Origin of the sequence: Paenarthrobacter sp. RAF54_2 (genome assembly GCF_052113945.1) — a bacterium.
GTDB lineage: Bacteria > Actinomycetota > Actinomycetes > Actinomycetales > Micrococcaceae > Arthrobacter.
The window spans coordinates 153,203-170,876 of the sequence record NZ_JBFRDV010000007.1 but is presented as its reverse complement, the minus strand read 5'-3'; the positions used below and the strand labels follow the sequence as shown (position 1 = coordinate 170,876).

The following is a 17,674-nucleotide window of genomic DNA, read 5'->3' as shown; positions in this document are numbered from 1 at the left end:
CCTTAAACAGCTGTTCCCCATGGAGGCTTCCACGGGGAACAGCTTTTTAGAAACTGATGTCAGCGGGAACCGTAGTTGGGTGCCTCCACCGTCATCTGGATATCGTGCGGGTGCGATTCTTTCAGGCCGGCAGGAGTGATCCGGACGAACTTGCCGCGTGCCTTGAGTTCGGCAATCGTGGGGGCGCCGGTGTAGAACATGGTCTGGCGGAGGCCACCGACCAGCTGGTAGGCCACCGATGCCAGCGGACCACGGAACGCGACGCGGCCTTCGATGCCTTCCGGGATGAGCTTGTCATCACCGGACACGTCAGCCTGGAAATAGCGGTCCTTGGAGTAGGACGTGTTCTTTCCACGGGACTGCATGGCGCCAAGGGAGCCCATACCGCGGTAGCTCTTGAACTGCTTGCCGTTGACGAAGATGAGCTCGCCGGGAGACTCTTCACAACCAGCCAGCAGTGAGCCGAGCATCACGGTGTCCGCGCCGGCAACGAGCGCCTTGCCAATATCGCCCGAGTACTGGAGGCCGCCGTCGGCAATCAGCGGCACGCCGGCCGGAATGGCAGCTTTCGCGGATTCGTAAATGGCCGTGATCTGGGGAACGCCGACACCGGCTACAACACGGGTGGTGCAGATGGAGCCTGGGCCCACACCGACCTTGATGCCATCGGCACCAGCGTCAATCAGGGCCTGGGCTCCTTCACGGGTTGCTGCCTGGCCACCAATGATGTCCACGTGGGCAGCAATCGGGTCTGACTTCAGGCGGCGGATCATGTCCAGCACACCCTGGGAGTGGCCGTTGGCGGTGTCCACGAAGAGTGCGTCCACCCCGGCGTCGATGAGCTTCATGGCGCGTTCCCAACCGTCGCCGAAGAAGCCGATGGCAGCGCCTACGCGCAGGCGGCCTTCGTCGTCCTTGGTGGCCAGCGGGTACTGCTCTGCCTTGGTGAAGTCCTTGGTGGTGATGAGGCCCTTGAGGCGGCCCTGCTCGTCAACGAGCGGGAGCTTCTCAATCTTGTTGGTGGCCAGCTTGTGCGAGGCTTCCTCGCGGCTGATGCCCACATGGCCGGTGATGAGCGGCATCTTGGTCATGGCATCGCTGACGCTGCGCAGCGGGAATTCAGATTCCGGAATGAACCGGGTGTCGCGGTTGGTGACGATACCCAGCAGGCGTCCGTCGATGTCCACCACGGGAAGGCCAGAGACGCGATAACGGGAACACAGCTCGTCCAGTTCCTGCAACGTGGCCTGCGGGCCGATGGTCAGCGGGTTGGTGATCATGCCGGATTCGCTGCGCTTGACGCGGTCCACATGCTCAGCCTGGTCATCGATGGACAGGTTGCGGTGCACGACGCCCAGACCGCCCTGGCGGGCCATGGCGATGGCCATGCGGGACTCAGTGACGGTGTCCATGGCAGCGGAAAGCAACGGAGTCTGCACCGTGATGCGCTTGGAAATCCGGGAGGACGTGTCCGCGTCAGAAGGGATGACATCGGTGTGTCCGGGGAGGAGCAGGACGTCGTCGTAGGTCAGGCCTACGAAGCCGAAGGGATCGTGTTCGGGCTGGGTCATGAGTGCGGCCTCTTACCTGGGTTCTGGGGGCTTTAACTGGTAGGGGTTGCAACTGATGACCAGCCCGTCATTACGGGACTGGCCTGTGCATAAATTGGCCTATGCATGAGGTACTGCAAGGCAAAGGTGCTTCGGGTATTGAATAAATAGTAGAACCTCGGCGGCCATCGCCATATTCCGCGGCGCCTGAGTGTGAGCAACAGCACTGGCGGAAGGTCGGCGTCGTGCGTTCCGTGCTCCCGCGAGGCGGCGAGGCTAGCGCCCGGACTGACCAGTCGAGTCGGACCAGCCCGTCGCGGCGAGGAGCCGCTCCTCGAACATCGGGATCATGCTCTGCACATAGGTCTTGGTGAGATGGTTGTCGTCCTTGTAGACGTACACATTCCCCACCACTGCCGGACACGTGCCCCGCTCGCAGATGAAGTCGCTCATGTCCATCAGGTACAACCGATCCACCTTGCCCGCGTAGTCGGCCAGAGGCGAGGACGCAGCCAGGGAATCTTCCAGCGGAGGGTTGCAGTCGGGCGAGTCAGGTCCCTTCTTCTGCACGCACTCGGGCATGTTGATGCTGAACCGCGGGTTGTCGCGGATGCCCACGACGTCGATTCCTGCATCCGTGAAGGGCTTGATGCCGTCCAAATACCCGGGCACTTCGGTCTCGAAAGGGGCCGTCACATGAGTCAGAGACGCCACAGTGAACACAGCATCGGGTTTGTGTTCCATGACATAAGCGGCACTTGCCTTGTTGAAGTCGTTGCAGTCACTGGTCCGCTCAGGCGAGTCGGCGCCGAACCGGCAGTTCCCCTTCAGCAGTGTGACCACTTCCCAACCGTGCTCCTTGGCGATGGGGCCCAGGGCCGCCATGTACTGCTGGGCGTGGGAATCGCCGAGGACCACGATCCTCTTGGTCACCACCTCGGGTTCGTCATTCTGGAGGCACCCCTGCAGCAACGGATCCGAGGGGACGTTGCCGCCAGTACAGAGGCCATCGATGTCCGCCCATTCATCCTTCATGGCGGCGGGTGCGGGAATGATCATCGCCTTGGGTGTCGGTTGGCCCGCAAACTCAGGCGAGAGCGCTGCAGCACCGGGCGTCAGTTCCTTGGGCTGATCCGCAATTGCCACGCCTTGGGCGGCGATAGCACCTTGCCAGGCGGTCATCGGCAGCGCGAGCAGCGCACCACAGGAAACAACGACGACGGCGGCCCGCCAGGACCGCGCGTCCGGCCACTGCCAGCGGCGCATGGGAACCTCGACAAACCGTGTGGTGGCAACGGCCAACGCCATCGATGCTGCCATGATGCCCAAGCCCTGCAGGAGGTTCGGGCTGGTGGTCTCCGTGACGAGCAGGAAGAACACCAGGACCGGCCAATGCCACAAGTACAGGGCGTAGGAATTGTTGCCCACCAGGACCAAGGGCTTTGAGCTGAGCACACGGTCCGCACCAAATCGGCTGTTGCTCTGGCCCGCAACGATAACCGCCGCGGCTGCGAGGGTTGGCCAGAGAGCCACGAATCCCGGGAAGGAACGGTCCACCGTCAAGATCAGGCCGCACGAGAGCATGGCGAGCAGCCCCGCCCAACCCAGGAATACCCGAAGCCGCTGTCCCGGTTTGAGGTACGGGAGTGCCAGTGCCAGCAGGGAACCCAGCGCAAATTCCCACAGCCTTGTCCGGGTATCGAAATACGCATACGCCTGATTGTGGGCAGTCTGGTCGATGGAATAGACCAGCGAGGCCACAAAGACCAGGCCGAACGCCATGAACAGCAGCTGCCGGTGTTCTATGACCTTCCGGCCCGGGAACAGCTTTGCGAGTTGCGGCTGCAGCAGGGCCACCGCTGCGAAAATCAGTGGCCACAGGATAAAGACCTGGCCTTGCACGGACAGGGACCAAAAGTGCTGCAGGGGACTCGCTCCGGAATGGTCCTGCGCATAGTAATCAACGGCAGAATCCGCGAGCTGCCAGTTCTGACGGTATAGCAGGGAGGCCCAGGCCTCGGCTAGCACATCCGGCCACCGGCTCTGCGGGATAAAGGCCCAGGTTCCGGCCAGGACTGCCAGCAGGACCACGACGACGGCGGGCAGCAGCCGCTTGAACACATGGAGCCAGTGCTGCAGGAGCCTCAGGGGCCTACGGTTTTCGAGCTTCCGCGTAAAGGACAGGGTCATCAGGAAAGCCGAGATGAGTAAAAAGACGTCTACGCCGCCGGACACCCGGCCGAGCCAAATGTGGTAAGCCGCCACCATCAACACAGCCAAGGCACGCAGTCCCTGGACCTCCGGGCGGAAGGTTCGTTCCGCCGTCGTGGTCCTCGCTGAAGTGGGCTTCGCTGTAGTGGGCTTCGCTGTAGTGGGCTTGCCACCCAAAGGTGCTGTTGCTTTCACCTGTCCGCTCATTGCGCCCACCCCGTCGCGGCAAACCACCTTTCGTCGAACATCTCGCCCATGCTGGTGACGTAGGTCTTGGACAGGTGGTTGTCATCCAGGTAGACGAACACATTTCCTATGACGCTGGGGCACTGGACGCCGTTGCAAAGGAGGTCCGTCATATCCAGGAATGCCGCATTTCCAAACTTTCCCTGTTCGGCCGCGAAGGGGCTCTCCGCAGCCAGGACGTCCTGCAGGTCAGACTTGCAGTCAGGGCTGTCCACGCCCTTGGACAGGGCACATTCTGTGACGTTGTGGTCGTAGCGTGGGTTGTCACGAATGGCCACCACCTGGATGCCGAGGTCGTTGAAGTTGGTGACCGACTGGTCAAAGCCGTACACCAACTCCTCATCCGGTGATGAGGGGGCCGCCTTGGTTCCCACCATGAACACGGAATCCGGGGTGTGGGCTGCCACGTATTTGAAAGCCGCCGAGTTGAAATCATTGCAGTGCTGGTCAGCGTCAGGGTTCTCCGGCATGAACGGACAACCGCCCAACAGGAGGGCCGTGACCTTCCAATGCTCAGCCTCAGCGAGAGGGCCGAGTGCGGCCAGCCACTGCTGGGCATGGGAGTCGCCCAGGACCACAATGCTCTTCGTGGCGTCATCGCCCACGCCGTTTTGCTGGCAGTTCTCCTGCAGAGTCTTGTCTTCCGGCTTGGAAACTCCCTCGCACGTCCCACCCAGGTGTGCCCAGTCTTCAGGCAACTGTTCTGCCGTGGGAAGTGTCTTGGCATCCTTGCCGACTTGGTCTACATAGCCTGGAAGGAGGGCATGGGCTCCAGGGTTGTCGTTGAATGCCTGCGTGTCAGCGGCCTTCTGGTCCAGATACTGCTTGTACTGGAAGCCGAGCAACGGCGCACACGCCACGGCCAGGCAGACGGCGATGGAGATGGCTGCGCGGCGACGTTTCACCTCCGGCCACTTCCACTCCCGGAATGGCTTCTCCACGTACTTCGTGGTCAGGAAGGCCAGGACCAATGCCAACGCCACAATCGCGGTGCCGGACAGCCACCCGGCGTGGTCCTTGCCGCTCCAAGCCAGGGCGATCACCAGGATAGGCCAGTGCCAGAGATACAGGGCATAGGAGTTATCGCCAAGACGTACCAGGAATTTGGAACTCAGAATCCGATCCACGCCGAATCGGCTACCGGTCTGTCCCGCTGCAATCACTGCAACGGCAGCCAGAGTGGGCCAGAGCGCAACAAAGCCGGGGAACGCAGTTTGGACCTGCAGCAGGATGCCGCAAGTAAGCATGGCGGCAACGCCGATCCACCCCATCGCCACGCGGACAGGTTTGGAAAAGTCCAGGGCAGGCAGGATCAGGGCAACAAGCGTTCCGAGGGCGAACTCCCAAAGCCGGGCGAAGGTGTCGAAGTACGCCACAGCCTGGTTGTTGGCCGTAAAAATAATGGAGTACGTCAGGGAAACGACGAAGATGAGCGCAAAAACGTACGCGAGCGAGGCCCGGTACCGGAGATCGAATTTGCGGCAGATGACCGCCATCACGGCGAAGATCACCGGCCAGAGAATGAACACCTGGCCCTGGATGGAAAGTGACCAGAAGTGCTGCACAGGACTGGCGAGGCTGTGGTCCGTGGCGTAGTAATTCACCGCGAGAGTCTGCAGCAGCCAATTTTCGTAGTAGAACAGTGAGGCCCAAGCCTGATTGACCACTTCCACCCAGCGGGTGGGAGGCAGGAAAGCAAAAGTAGCAGCCAGTGTTCCAAAGAGGACAGCCACCACTGCCGGGAGCAGGCGCCTGAACAAGTGCAGCCAGTGCCGCAGCAAGTCCATCGGGCGCCGCTGTTTGAAGCGGCTCGTGAACTGAAGAGTCATGAGGAAGGCCGAGATCAGCAGGAAGACATCCACCCCGCCTGATACCCGCCCAATCCAGATGTGGTAGCTCACAACCATGAGCACGGCGAGGGAGCGGAGGCCCTGGATTTCGGGTCGGAACGTGGACTTTACAACGGGACCGGTAGCCCGCCTGTTGGGACGGGCGGGCGGTCGGATCGTTGATGTAGTCACGTTAGGCAGTTCCTCAAGGCTATTGCACAAAGCATCCATCATACGCTGTTCCGGGCGCCGACCCCAGTTGGGCCGGCCTGCGGAACCGCCTTACGAGTGTCTATTAGCTCAGGTTGGACTATGCGTTTGCAAAGATGAAACTGTGCGTTCCCTGTGCTGCGGGCACTTCTTTTTGAAGGTCAGCCACTACGCCAAAGCCGGCCGACGCTCAGCTGTGAGCTGCCGGTCTGCTGTGATCTGCCGTGCCAGATAACGGGCGTCACGGCCAACTCCTGGAAGCGTTGCCGAAACTGCCGCGAACAGAAACTCCTGGCCAAGGAAGTAGAGACCGGGCACAGATTCCACCACTCCCCTCTTGTGGGTCGGAATTCCATCGCCGTTCTGGTCTGGGAGCTTCAGCCACGAGTAATCCTCCCGGTATCCCGTACACCAAATGACGTTCGCCACATCTAAAGTCCGGCCCTCTTCCAGCACCGGTTTACCTTGCTTTACCCCAGCTATCCTCGGCAGCAGTTCCACCTTCGCGTCACGCAGGTCCTTGGTGCGTGTCCGGATCAAAGGTGCCGCCATCATCTTGAATGCCGGCGCCACCTTCCGGCCAACCGGCGTGTTCAGCGTCAGGACGTGAAGGCCTGCGAACCGGATCACAGGCAGGACGAACCGGGCTGCAGCGCGTCCATGGCGAACTGGGATTTCGCCACTGGCTTTGCCGGCCAGCAACGTGGTGTGCGTCCTGCTGGCTTCAACGGCAATCTCCGCGCCGGAATTGCCGAGCCCCACCACGAGGACGGGCCCGGGTTGGAGCTGCCCGGGGTTCTTGTATTCCTGCGAGTGAAGCTGCACGATGCCGGGATCCAGCTGATTGGCGAATGCCGGCCGCTTGGGCAGGCGGTATCCACCTGTGGCAACCACCACGTTGTTGGCGATCCAGGACCGATCACCGGAGCTCACAAGAAAGCAATCACCCTGTTGCGTCACCCCGTCAACACGGACTCCGTGGATCACGGGCAGACTGAACCGCCGTGCATATTGTTCGAGGTAGTCCGCCAACTCATCCTTACTGGGAAACGCCAACGGGTCCCCTGGGAAAGGTGCGCCCGGCAATCCGTCGTACTTGGCCGGGGTGAAGAGACGAAGCGAATCCCACCTCTGACGCCACGAATCCCCGGTCCTGGCGTTCTCATCAAGGATGACGAAGTTGTGGTGTCCTTTGGCCAGCCAATAGCCGAGCGCCAAGCCGGCCTGGCCACCTCCCACGATCACGGTATCGAACTGCGGGTCACTAGCATTTTTCATGGCATTTCCTTTTCTCGTTACTACTCCAACGCKGGGTCACTTATGGCCCATGGCAGCGGCTGACATGGGCCCTAAGTGACCTCGCGTTGCTGGAATTACAGTTGCTGGGGTTGCAGTTGCTGGGGTTTCAGTTGCTGGGGTTTCAGCCGGAGCCTTCCGGTACCGCAGGCACCACACCAACATAAAGACCGACGTCACCACGTAAAAGGAGTGCAACAGCCACACGGGTCCCGCCGGAAGGTCGAAGACGTAGAAGGAATGCACGGCGTTGGCGATGTTGGTCAAAGTGATGTTGCTCAAACTGTAGGAGGCCAGGTCCTTGGTGCGGACTGCCTTGACCAACATGGGCAGCATGCTGGATGCAAAGAGCACGGTGGATACGGTGCCGGCGAGCAGTGGAATGTTCATAAGCCCAAACTAGGAGTCCGGCACCCTCTGCCGCGTCGGCCAAATGACGCATCCTGCTGGATGGGGCATGGGTATTTATGCGCATCTCGGGACGTGAGAGAAGATCGGGAGAAACCCCACAGGACGTGAGAGAAGATCGGGAGAAAGGCTGTGGGATGTGAGAGAAGATCAGTTGGTCAAGTGGTGTTCGAAGGCGTACCTGGTCGCAGCAACCCTGGAGGGCAAGGAGAGTTTGCTGAGGATATTGCTGACGTGCCGGGCAACGGTTTTTTCGCTGAGATACAGTTCCCGGGCAATGGACTTGTTGGCTTTTCCGTCAGCTACAAGCCGCAGGACTTCCAGCTCACGGTTTGTAAGTTCATGGGTAGCGGGCGTAGAACGCTTCCCGCCACCACCCTCTGCACCGGCTCCCGCACTGTCGCGTCCAGCGCTGAGGCCCAGCACCTCAGCTAGAGCAGGCGTTGCTTCAAGCTCAGCGAACTCGGCTGTGGCTGCTTCGAATTCCATGGCGGCAGAGTCGGGATCGCCCAGTTCCGAACAGGCGCGACCCGTCAACACCCTGCACGTGGCCGCGCCATAAGGTGCCTCAAGGCTGTACCAGAGCCGCCATGCCTTTCTTGAGGCCACCAGCGCGTCGCCCGCCTTGCCCTCTGCGAGCAGCACCTGGGCTTCCGCCTGCGCCGCAAGCGCCCGTTCCAGGGGCCTGCCCGTTTCAAGGACCGGAGCCGCCAGCTCGTCAGCCGCGGCCCTTGCCGCTTTAAGGTCACCAGCGGCAAGCTCGACGTCGACGACGGCGGGAAGCAACCGCCGTCGGTTCGCGGGGTCCGAGCCTGCCGTGGCCCGTCGCAACATGGCTTGGGCCTGAGACACTTTTTGCTGGCCTGCCAGCACCAGCGCGAGCCCGGGGAGAGCTTCGAAGCCGGTCTCTGCAGCCTTGGCATAAGCCGCGCTGGCTTCATCAAATTGGCCCTTCAAACGCAGAATCTCGCCCTGCAGATACCACGCACCCCAGGCCGCTTCCGGATCGCCGCGGCGCGAGCGGTCCTGGGCAATGTGGACGGCAGCTATGGCGTCATCCCAGGCGCCATGGAGGATGAACAGTTCTGCCCTGTGGGACTGGCACTGCCCGCTGAACATCACCATGTCCGGCCGGTCCCCGCACCAGCGTTCCAACGCGGCGGTCCATTCATGGGCACGCTGGACGTCGAAGGCGAGGCGGCAGCTGCCGATGACGGAGCAGTAGATGATGCCTGAAGGAATGGGTGATACTTCCCCCGCCGTCACGGAAACCATGACTTCATCCAGGATCTCCAAGCCCTTGTCCGGGAATCCAAGGGTGATGCTGGCCGTGCCCAGGCCCAGCCGTCCAAGGGCCATGAGGTCCTTGTCGTGGAATCGCTGCCCCACTGCCAAGGCGCGGCCAAAGAGCTCATTGCTGGCTTCAGGATTTCCTCCGTACAAGGCTCCCAGCGCAGACGGTATCAGGAGGTAGCCTTCAGCTTCGGTGGGCTCGTCCAGTTCTTCCACCAAGTGTTTTGCCCGGGACATCCAGCCCGAGCTGCGGGCCGGCTCCCCGATGTCCATGAGGAACAGCACCAGCCACGTTGCGCAACGGGCGGCGGCAGCCATGTCTCCTACGGTGACATATTCATCGTGCGCCCGCGTCAGGTAGGCGACGCCTTCGGAGTCCTTGCCCAACAGCATGGCCACGGAGGCCGCGACTTCAATGTCCTCGGGTGGAAGTCCGCCCTCCGTGTCCGCCCGGGCAAGGCAATCCAGTGCATCGCTCCAGCGGTGCTCGGAGAACGCGGAGCGTCCCAGATCCAAGGCTGTAACCGGCATAGTCCACACTCATTCTGCGACCACGAGCAACCCGGTTGGCGCACACAAGCGGCCGTATTAGCGTCAGGGTACCGCCGCCGTCGTAAGCCCACAATGGCTCCACGAATCCCTGACGCGCCGTGTGGGTTCCTGACCTTCATTGACGTGCAGAAGCCCGGTTTTCACCCTTTATCGGTTGCACGGCGGCTGCCCGGGGTTCAAAGAAGGTCAGGACACCACACGCCCACGCCACAAAGCCGATGCCACACAGCACACATCGGGAAGCGCAAGAGGGCAGAAAAAAGCCCTGGCCACGAGTGACCAGGGCTTTTTCGAACAGGCTGTTAGTGCTGGTGGCCTGCGTGTGCGTTTTCGTCCTCAGCCGGCTTCTCGGCAACCAGGGTCTCGGTGGTGAGAACCAGGGCAGCGATGGAAGCGGCGTTGCGGAGTGCGGAACGCGTGACCTTGACGGGGTCGATCACGCCGGCGGCGATCAGGTCCTCGTACTCGCCGGACTTGGCGTTGAAGCCGTGGTTGGCTTCGAGTTCGGAGACCTTGGAAACGACGACGAAGCCATCGAAGCCGGCATTCTGGGCGATCCAGCGCAGCGGCTGGACCAAGGCGCGGCGGACGATGCCAACAGCTGCTGCTGCGTCACCTTCCAGTGCCTTGACGGCCGGGGACTCATCCAGCGCCTTGAGGGCGTGGATGAGGGCGGAACCGCCACCGGAAACGATGCCTTCTTCAAGGGCAGCACGCGTGGAGGAAACGGCGTCCTCGATGCGGTGCTTCTTTTCCTTCAGCTCAACCTCGGTGGCTGCGCCGACCTTGATAACGCCGATACCGCCGGCCAGCTTGGCCAGGCGCTCCTGCAGCTTCTCGCGGTCCCAGTCGGAGTCTGTGCGGGTGAGCTCGGCACGCAGCTGGGCCACGCGGTCGGCAACGTCCTGCTCGGTTCCGGCGCCATCAACGATGGTGGTGTTGTCCTTGGTGACCGTGATGCGGCGTGCCGTACCCAGTACCTCGAGGCCAACGGTGTCCAGCGAGAGGCCAAGGTCCGGAGAAACAACCTGGGCGCCCGTGAGCGTAGCGATGTCCTGGAGCATGGCCTTGCGGCGGTCGCCGAAGCCCGGAGCCTTGACAGCCACAACGTTCAGCGTGCCGCGGATGCGGTTGACGATCAGCGTGGACAGGGCTTCGCCTTCAATGTCCTCGGCGATGATGAACAGCGGCTTGGAGGCCTGCAGCGCCTTCTCCAGCAACGGCAGGAAGTCCTGCAGCGAGGAGATCTTGCCCTGGTTGATCAGGATCAAGGCGTCTTCGAGGACTGCTTCCTGACGTTCTGCGTCAGTGACGAAGTACGGGGAAAGGTAGCCCTTGTCGAACTGCATGCCTTCGGTGAGGACGAGTTCGGTCTGCGTGGTGGAGGATTCTTCGATGGTGATGACGCCATCTTTGCCCACCTTGCCGAACGCCTCGGCCAACAGTTCGCCAATTTCGTCGCTCTGTGCGGAGATGGCGGCAACGTTGGCAACCTGGGTGCCTTGCACTTCGCTTGCGTTCTCCAGGAGGCGGGCTGCGATGGCTTCAATGGAAACCTCGATGCCGCGCTTGATCTCGCCAGGAGCGGCACCAGCAGCAACGTTGCGCAGGCCTTCCTTGACCAGTGCCTGCGCCAGCACCGTAGCGGTGGTGGTGCCGTCGCCAGCGACGTCGTTGGTCTTGGTGGCTACTTCCTTGGCCAGCTGTGCACCAAGGTTCTCGTAGGGGTCGTCAAGCTCAACTTCGCGGGCGATCGTCACGCCATCGTTGGTGATCGTGGGAGCGCCCCACTTCTTGTCCAGCACGACGTTGCGGCCGCGCGGGCCAAGCGTCACCTTGACAGTGTTGGCGAGCTTGTCGATACCGGCCTCAAGAGACCGGCGGGCAGCATCGTTAAAAGCAAGCTGCTTTGCCATGGTTGTGTCCTTTCAAGACAGAAAACCCGCACCGCAGAAGGTCGGAATGATTCCAACGCGGCTGCGGTGCGGGGCTCCAGGAAGTTACTTTACGACGATCGCAAGGACGTCGCGGGCGGACAGAACGAGGTACTCGTTGCCGCCGGTCTTGACTTCGGTTCCACCGTACTTGGAGTAGATGACGACGTCGCCAACAGTTACGTCAACCGGGACGCGGTTGCCGTTGTCATCGAAGCGGCCGGGGCCGATTGCAACAACTTCGCCTTCCTGCGGCTTCTCCTGCGCGGAGTCCGGAATTACCAGGCCGGAAGCCGTGGTCTGCTCTGCTTCGAGCGGGCGAACAACAATACGATCCTCAAGAGGCTTAATCGAGACCGACACTCGGACTCTCCTTTTCATGAGCTGATTCATGGACTAAGAACTAGGGTGCCGTGGCGTGCAACCGTCGTCGCGGTGCCGGTGACGCCTGGCGTGATTAGCACCCTCCGGGGGAGAGTGCTAACACGACTCTATGTAAGCGTTAGCACTCGGTCAAGGTGAGTGCCAGAATTTCGTCCTGAGTGAACTCCCGTTACCGACCGGTGAGGTCGTCCAAATCGTAGTCTTCGCCGTCGTCGTCCTCATCTGCAGGGGCAGATCCACGGTTCAAATACAGCACGACGGCGGCCGCCAAGGCCACGACGCCGGAAATCACCAAGGCGATAATCCCGCCAATGCGGGCCCCACTGTAGAGCTCCCGGATGTCGCGGGCTTCATCAGTAGCGTCATTCACGCTCTTGCCCGTCACGGAGTACGCCGCAGCGTTGAATGAGTCCAACGCGAAGATGACGATCAGCAGGCCAATGCAGATTACAGCGATCACGGCCCCCGCGATCAAGGCAGGACGGGCAAAAGCCACGAGGGATCGACCGGAGGAATGCTCTGAAGCTCCCGGGGCAGTGGAGTGGTTCCCGCCCGGGTTGTTTGTGTCGGAGGGCTGCGGAGCTGCGTTGTCTTCCATGAAAACAACCCTATCGTCGCTGGTTCCCAACTCACGGCCCCATGGCGGGCGCCGTTAGGCTTGATCCCATGTCTCACGCACCGCAGGAACAGATCGCACCCTTGCTGACCACTGAAGGATGGGAACTCCTTGCCTCGCTGGGGCCGTACCGCGAAGACGAAGCGTTCAGCGTTAACGCCGACCTCCGAAAAGCAGGCCACTCCCCTGAACTCGTGGCCGCGGTACTGACGCAGTCCCGGCTCCGGACCCGCGCCGAAGCAAAGTTCGGCGAGTTTGCCCGCCAGATGCTGTTCACCCAGGCCGGACTCGAACAGGCAACCCGCCTCAACGTCGCGGCCCGGCACGCCGAGCGTTTTGCCAAGGCCGGCATTTCCCACGTAGCCGACCTCGGCTGCGGCCTCGGAGCTGACTCCATGGCCTTGGCCTCCATGGACATTGCCGTGACCGCCGTGGAAATGGACGAAACCACTGCCGCCTGCGCCACCATCAACCTCATGCCCTTCCCGCACGCCACGGTGGTGCATTCGGATGCTACGTCGGTGGACCTGGACGGGATCGACGGCGTGTGGCTGGATCCCGCACGACGCACAACCTCCACGTCCGGGACCAAGAGGATCTGGGATCCGGAAGCCTTCTCTCCCCCGTTGTCGTTCGTTGAAGGCCTGGCCGCGGCCGGCCGGGCAGTGGGAGTCAAGATGGGTCCGGGGATGCCACACGATTCGGTTCCGGCTAACTGTGAAGCGCAGTGGGTCTCGGTAGGCGGCGATGTCACTGAGGTCGCCCTGTGGTTCAACGCGGTAGCCCGCCCGGGGGTACGGCGCGCCGCCCTTATGATCAGTTCCCAGGGCGCTGCCGAGCTCACCAGCGGCGAGGATTTCGACGGCGGGCCGGTAGCCGCCGTCGGGCCTGTTGAAGGGTTCCTCTACGAACCGGACGGTGCGGTCATCCGCGCAGGCCTGGTGGCCGACGTCGCAGAACGCCTTGGCGGGCACCTGGTGGACGAGCATATCGCCTACATCTGCGCCCCGGAACTCCATGACTCGCCTTTTGCCCGCGCATACAAGGTGCTGGAAGTGATGCCTTACAACGTGAAAGCGCTCAAAGCCTGGGTCAAAGCGAATGGCGTCACGGTGCTGGACATCAAGAAGCGTGGCACGGCCGTCACTCCGGAAGAACTGCGGAAGCAACTGCTTCCATCCAAGCGCGACAGTAAGCCCGCGAAAACAGCCACCCTGGTCCTCACAAGGATTGGCGAGGAAAGAGTGGCTGTAGTCGTGGAGCCTGTGACGTTCTAAGTCACGTCAGTCACGTCAGCGACGGGAGAACTCTGAGGCTTCGCGGACCTGGTCAGCACTCGGGCGGACACCCGTGTAAAGGACGAACTGTTCCTCCGCCTGGATGGCGATAACGTCGGCTCCCGTGATCACCGGCTTGCCGGCGTTCCGGGCCGCGGTGATGAGCGGCGTCTCGGAGGGAAGGGCGACGACGTCGAATACTATTTTTGCGGCGGCAATGGTTGCGTCGTCGAAGGACTGGGCAGTTTCGTCGGCGCCGGCCATCCCCAACGGCGTGACGTTGATGATGAGGTCCGCGGTTGAGCCATTGACGTCGTCCTGCCAATTGAAACCGTAAAGATCCGCGAGCGCACGCCCGGTGGTTTCGTTGCGGGCCACGATAGTGACAGCGGTGAATCCAGCGTCCCTGAGGGCGGCGGCGACAGCCTTTGCCATACCGCCGGCACCACGGAGAAGAACGGTGTGGCTGCCAGGTACTTTGTGGTCCTTCAGGAGCCGGGCGATGGCGATGTAGTCCGTGTTATAGGCGGTAAGGACGCCGTCGTTGTTGACAATCGTATTGACCGAGTCGATGGCCTTTGCCGACGGATCCATGACGTCCACAAGCGGGATGACAGCCTCCTTATAGGGCATGGACACCGCAGCGCCCCTGATGGGGAGGCCGCGGATGCCAGCCACTGCAAGCGTGATGTCCGCCGGGGCGAATGCCTTGTAGACAAAGTTCAGTCCGAGCAGGTCGTACAAGTAATTGTGGAACCGGGTCCCGATATTGCTGGGCCGGGCCGCGAGCGAAATGCACAGGGACATGTCTTTGTTCAGGATTGGCATTCACCCATTAAACAACGGCTTCTTTTCGCTGCTGCTTTACAGTGCCGCGCGGTTAGCCCTGGCGGGCCTTCATGCGCGGGTTGTTCTTGTTGATGACGAACGTGCGCCCACGTCGCCGGACGATCTGCGCACCCGCCAGCAATCACGCATGCTCCGGCTGCACTAGACTTGAGCCGACCGCTGACGGCCCCGCAGCGGGTTGCGTCCAGCTGAAACTCCAGCAGAAACAAGCAACGAGGGGACTACGTGCAGATTGAGTTTGCGCCATCCAGGCAATCGACACTGGGTGTGGAATGGGAGTTGGCGCTCGTCAATGCACGCACCGGGGAACTGGTCTCAGTCGCGAACGACGTCCTCAAGGGCGTGGCCGCGAACCACCCGGACCTCAACGAAGACGACGAACACCCCCATATCAAGCGCGAACTGCTCCTGAATACCGTGGAGCTCGTTACCGGAATCTGCGAAACGGTCAAGGAAGCCAAAGAGGACCTCAGCCGCTCTCTCGCCGCTGTCCGCGAAGTCACCGATCCCATGGGAGTCGAGGTGTTCTGCGCAGGCAGCCATCCCTTCAGCCCTCCCCTGCTCCAGCCGGTCACCGACAAGGAGCGCTACGCCAAGCTGATCGAGCGGACCCAATGGTGGGGACGCCAAATGGTCATCTACGGTGTCCACGTCCACGTGGGCATCGATCGCCGGGACAAAGTACTCCCCATCCTGGACGGCCTGGTCAACTACTTCCCGCACTTCCAGGCCCTCAGCGCTTCCAGCCCCTTCTGGGCCGGCGAAGAAACCGGCTACGCATCCCAGCGCGCCCTCATGTTCCAGCAGCTCCCCACCGCTGGCTTGCCGTTCCAGTTCGAAACCTGGGAAGCGTACGAGTCCTATGTCCAGGACATGTTCACCACAGGTGTCATCGATGCCACCTCTGAAATTCGTTGGGACATCCGACCCGTCTCCAACCTGGGCACTATCGAGATGCGCATTTGCGATGGCCTCGCCACACTCGAGGAAGTGGGCGCGATCGCAGCACTGACGCAGTGCCTCGTGGACGAATTCTCCTCCATCCTCGACGCCGGCGGCAGCATCCCCACGATGCCGCCATGGCACGTCCAGGAAAACAAGTGGCGTGCCGCCCGCTATGGTATGGAAGCCATCATCATCCTCGATGCCAAGGGCAACGAGCAGTTGGTCACCGAGCACCTGGCAGAAACCGTCGCACGCTTGGAACCCGTGGCAGCCAAGCTCGGGTGCTCTGAGGAACTGGCCGACGTCCTGAAGATCATCGAACGCGGCGCCAGTTACCAGCGCCAGCGCCGCGTGGCCGCTGAACACAACGGGGACCTGCAGGCAGTGGTCATGGATCTCGTGCAGCAGATGCGCAAAGGCCCGGACGCTTAAGTCCAGGGAACTTACGCCGCCACCGACACCGTAGTAACGGGCATGGAGGAATCCGGCGCGAAGGCTATTCCGCTGGGCCCGATTCCGGCCATGATCAGTTGAGCTCCAAGCGCTGCCACCATGGCACCGTTGTCCGTACAGAGATCCAGCGGCGGCACGTGCAGCTTGATGCCCGCCGACACGCACCGTTGACCGGTTAATTCGCGTAGCCGTGAGTTGGCAGCAACGCCACCACCGAGCAGCACGTCAGTGATGCCGTTCTCCTTGCAGGCCAGGACCGCCTTGGAACTGATGACGTCCACCACGGCTTCCTGGAATGCCGCTGCAATATCGGCTACAGGTACTTCCTCACCGCGGGCTTCGAATTGCTCCACGCATCTGGCCACCGCGGTTTTCAGGCCGCTGAAGGACCAGTCGTAGCGATGCGGTCCCTTTTCTTCTGCGGTGCCCATGTATTTGGGCTGGGTGAGGCCGCGCGGAAAGCGGATCGACTTGGGATTGCCCTGGCGTGCGAGCTTGTCGATGGCCGGGCCACCCGGGTAGCCAAGGCCCAGGATCCGGGCTACTTTGTCGTAGGCTTCGCCGGCGGCGTCGTCGATGGTGGAGCCCAGGAGTTCCACGTCATCTGTGATGCTGCGAATGCGGAGGATCTCTGTGTGGCCACCGGAAACCAACAGTGCCCCGAGGTTCTCCGGCAACTCGCCGGCACCCAAGCCGGCGGCAGCACCGGCGTCGGGCCTTGCCTCCAGCAGCCCCACGCCAACGTGCGCCACGAGGTGGTTGATCGCATAGAGCGGCTTGCCAGTGGCGACAGCCAGGGCCTTCGCGGCGCAGACACCCACCATGAGGGCGCCGGCCAGGCCGGGACCGGAGGTGACAGCAATGGCATCGATGTCCTCCAAGGTCACCCCGGCTTCGTGCAGCGCTTCCTGGAGGGTGGGGACAAAGGCGTCAAGGTGGGCGCGCGAAGCGATCTCCGGGATGACGCCACCAAAGCGCACGTGCTCGTCCATGGACGAGGACACCGTGTTGGTCAGCAGCGTTGTGCCGCGCACGATTCCGACGCCGGTTTCGTCGCAGGACGATTCGATGCCCAGCACCAACGGCTGCTTCGGCTGTTCTGGATAAGGGCCGCTCACGCGTTGGCTCCTTCTGTGGAATGTGGCTCGTTGAGGGGTAGGCGCATGATCAACGCGTCCGTCCCGTCCCGGTAATACCGCGGCCGGACATGGATCTGCTCAAATCCGAAGCGCAGATACAACTGCTGTGCGCGTGGATTGTCCGCACGCACTTCCAGGAGGACGTCCGCCGCACGACGTCGCCGGGCCTCTTCAATCAGTTCTGTCAGGATGGCAGAGCCGATGCCCTTGCCTTCGAATTCAGGAACGACGGCGATCGTCTGGACGTCCGCGATCGGCTCAATGCACATCAAGCCGGCGTACGCCACGATCTGTCCCGCAACCTCGGCCACTACATAACGGCGGGTCTCCGGCTGGGACAATTCGTCGAAGAACATCTGCAGGGGCCAGGCATCCACGGGGAACAATCGCCGTTCCAAGGCTTCCACGGCCGGGACGTCAGCCTCTGTCATGTCTCGCAGGGAAACTCCGGAGAGCTCCAGTTTGGGTGAAAGTTTCATCGT

14 protein-coding genes and 1 pseudogene are annotated in these 17,674 nt (G+C 62.0%); 2 read left to right on the top strand and 13 right to left on the bottom strand.

Features of this window, described 5'->3' with window-relative positions; genetic code table 11:
* Positions 1-59: 59 nt before the first annotated feature.
* From guaB to AB4Y87_RS09525, 9 genes are all read right to left on the bottom strand, one after another.
* Positions 60-1,571 carry an IMP dehydrogenase gene (gene guaB / locus AB4Y87_RS09565; protein WP_442004109.1) on the bottom strand — a complete coding sequence of 504 codons (1,512 nt, stop codon included), beginning with the start codon at positions 1,569-1,571 and terminating at the stop codon, positions 60-62.
* Positions 1,572-1,826: 255 nt separating this feature from the next.
* Entirely contained in the window at positions 1,827-3,968 is a 2,142-nt protein-coding gene (locus tag AB4Y87_RS09560; protein WP_442004108.1) for an acyltransferase family protein, read from the bottom strand.
* Positions 3,965-6,067, bottom strand: a complete 2,103-nt coding sequence (locus AB4Y87_RS09555) for an acyltransferase family protein (RefSeq protein ID WP_442004127.1) — start codon at positions 6,065-6,067, stop codon at positions 3,965-3,967. The genes AB4Y87_RS09560 and AB4Y87_RS09555 overlap by 4 nt, the downstream gene beginning before the upstream one ends.
* Positions 6,068-6,214: 147 nt before the next feature.
* Positions 6,215-7,324, bottom strand: a complete 1,110-nt coding sequence (locus tag AB4Y87_RS09550) for a flavin-containing monooxygenase (RefSeq protein ID WP_442004107.1) — start codon at positions 7,322-7,324, stop codon at positions 6,215-6,217.
* A 36-nt stretch (positions 7,325-7,360) separates the two neighbouring features.
* Positions 7,361-7,732, bottom strand: coding sequence for a hypothetical protein (locus AB4Y87_RS09545; RefSeq protein WP_442004106.1), 372 nt, complete (start codon positions 7,730-7,732; stop codon positions 7,361-7,363).
* A gap of 168 nt (positions 7,733-7,900) precedes the next feature.
* The gene (locus tag AB4Y87_RS09540) at positions 7,901-9,574 is read right to left on the bottom strand and encodes a response regulator transcription factor (protein ID WP_442004105.1); all 1,674 of its coding nucleotides are present in this window, start codon (positions 9,572-9,574) and stop codon (positions 7,901-7,903) included.
* Between the two features lie 323 nt (positions 9,575-9,897).
* Entirely contained in the window at positions 9,898-11,511 is a 1,614-nt protein-coding gene (groL, locus tag AB4Y87_RS09535; RefSeq protein ID WP_442004104.1) for a chaperonin GroEL, read from the bottom strand.
* 84 nt (positions 11,512-11,595) lie between these two features.
* Positions 11,596-11,892, bottom strand: a complete 297-nt coding sequence (gene groES, locus AB4Y87_RS09530; protein WP_211711208.1) for a co-chaperone GroES — start codon at positions 11,890-11,892, stop codon at positions 11,596-11,598.
* Between the two features lie 190 nt (positions 11,893-12,082).
* A complete protein-coding gene (locus AB4Y87_RS09525; RefSeq protein ID WP_442004103.1) occupies positions 12,083-12,511 on the bottom strand; it encodes a hypothetical protein in 429 nt (142 codons plus the stop codon).
* 68 nt (positions 12,512-12,579) lie between these two features.
* On the opposite strand from AB4Y87_RS09525, the gene AB4Y87_RS09520 reads away from it, so the two are divergent.
* Positions 12,580-13,806, top strand: coding sequence for a THUMP-like domain-containing protein (locus AB4Y87_RS09520; protein ID WP_442004102.1), 1,227 nt, complete (start codon positions 12,580-12,582; stop codon positions 13,804-13,806).
* A gap of 15 nt (positions 13,807-13,821) precedes the next feature.
* Here AB4Y87_RS09520 and AB4Y87_RS09515 read toward each other — a convergent pair whose 3' ends face one another.
* Together AB4Y87_RS09515 and AB4Y87_RS09510 are read right to left on the bottom strand one after the other, a co-directional pair.
* The gene (locus tag AB4Y87_RS09515) at positions 13,822-14,634 is read right to left on the bottom strand and encodes a shikimate 5-dehydrogenase (protein ID WP_442004101.1); all 813 of its coding nucleotides are present in this window, start codon (positions 14,632-14,634) and stop codon (positions 13,822-13,824) included.
* A gap of 52 nt (positions 14,635-14,686) precedes the next feature.
* A pseudogene (locus AB4Y87_RS09510) lies at positions 14,687-14,767 on the bottom strand (50S ribosomal protein L36); the annotation flags it as partial.
* 113 nt (positions 14,768-14,880) lie between these two features.
* Here AB4Y87_RS09510 and AB4Y87_RS09505 point away from each other — a divergent pair.
* Positions 14,881-16,032 (top strand): glutamate--cysteine ligase, encoded by a 1,152-nt coding sequence (locus AB4Y87_RS09505; protein ID WP_442004100.1) that lies wholly within the window; start codon positions 14,881-14,883, stop codon positions 16,030-16,032.
* An 11-nt stretch (positions 16,033-16,043) separates the two neighbouring features.
* Here AB4Y87_RS09505 and tsaD read toward each other — a convergent pair whose 3' ends face one another.
* Together tsaD and rimI are read right to left on the bottom strand one after the other, a co-directional pair.
* Positions 16,044-17,171, bottom strand: a complete 1,128-nt coding sequence (gene tsaD, locus AB4Y87_RS09500; protein WP_442004099.1) for a tRNA (adenosine(37)-N6)-threonylcarbamoyltransferase complex transferase subunit TsaD — start codon at positions 17,169-17,171, stop codon at positions 16,044-16,046.
* The gene (rimI, locus tag AB4Y87_RS09495; RefSeq protein ID WP_442004098.1) at positions 17,168-17,671 is read right to left on the bottom strand and encodes a ribosomal protein S18-alanine N-acetyltransferase; all 504 of its coding nucleotides are present in this window, start codon (positions 17,669-17,671) and stop codon (positions 17,168-17,170) included. Before rimI ends, tsaD begins: the two co-directional genes overlap by 4 nt.
* Between the last annotated feature and the right edge of the window lie 3 nt (positions 17,672-17,674).

What these genes read in the sequence shown, in the direction of transcription:
- groL (WP_442004104.1), bottom strand. Translation starts at nt 11,511, where the DNA reads ATGGCAAAGCAGCTTGCTTTTAACGATGCTGCCCGCCGGTCTCTTGAG.
- AB4Y87_RS09545 (WP_442004106.1), bottom strand. Translation starts at nt 7,732, where the DNA reads ATGAACATTCCACTGCTCGCCGGCACCGTATCCACCGTGCTCTTTGCA.
- AB4Y87_RS09555 (WP_442004127.1), bottom strand. Translation starts at nt 6,067, where the DNA reads ATGGATGCTTTGTGCAATAGCCTTGAGGAACTGCCTAACGTGACTACA.
- AB4Y87_RS09550 (WP_442004107.1), bottom strand. Translation starts at nt 7,324, where the DNA reads ATGAAAAATGCTAGTGACCCGCAGTTCGATACCGTGATCGTGGGAGGT.
- AB4Y87_RS09520 (WP_442004102.1), top strand. Translation starts at nt 12,580, where the DNA reads ATGTCTCACGCACCGCAGGAACAGATCGCACCCTTGCTGACCACTGAA.
- AB4Y87_RS09515 (WP_442004101.1), bottom strand. Translation starts at nt 14,634, where the DNA reads ATGCCAATCCTGAACAAAGACATGTCCCTGTGCATTTCGCTCGCGGCC.
- rimI (WP_442004098.1), bottom strand. Translation starts at nt 17,671, where the DNA reads ATGAAACTTTCACCCAAACTGGAGCTCTCCGGAGTTTCCCTGCGAGAC.
- AB4Y87_RS09525 (WP_442004103.1), bottom strand. Translation starts at nt 12,511, where the DNA reads ATGGAAGACAACGCAGCTCCGCAGCCCTCCGACACAAACAACCCGGGC.
- AB4Y87_RS09540 (WP_442004105.1), bottom strand. Translation starts at nt 9,574, where the DNA reads ATGCCGGTTACAGCCTTGGATCTGGGACGCTCCGCGTTCTCCGAGCAC.
- AB4Y87_RS09560 (WP_442004108.1), bottom strand. Translation starts at nt 3,968, where the DNA reads ATGAGCGGACAGGTGAAAGCAACAGCACCTTTGGGTGGCAAGCCCACT.
- guaB (WP_442004109.1), bottom strand. Translation starts at nt 1,571, where the DNA reads ATGACCCAGCCCGAACACGATCCCTTCGGCTTCGTAGGCCTGACCTAC.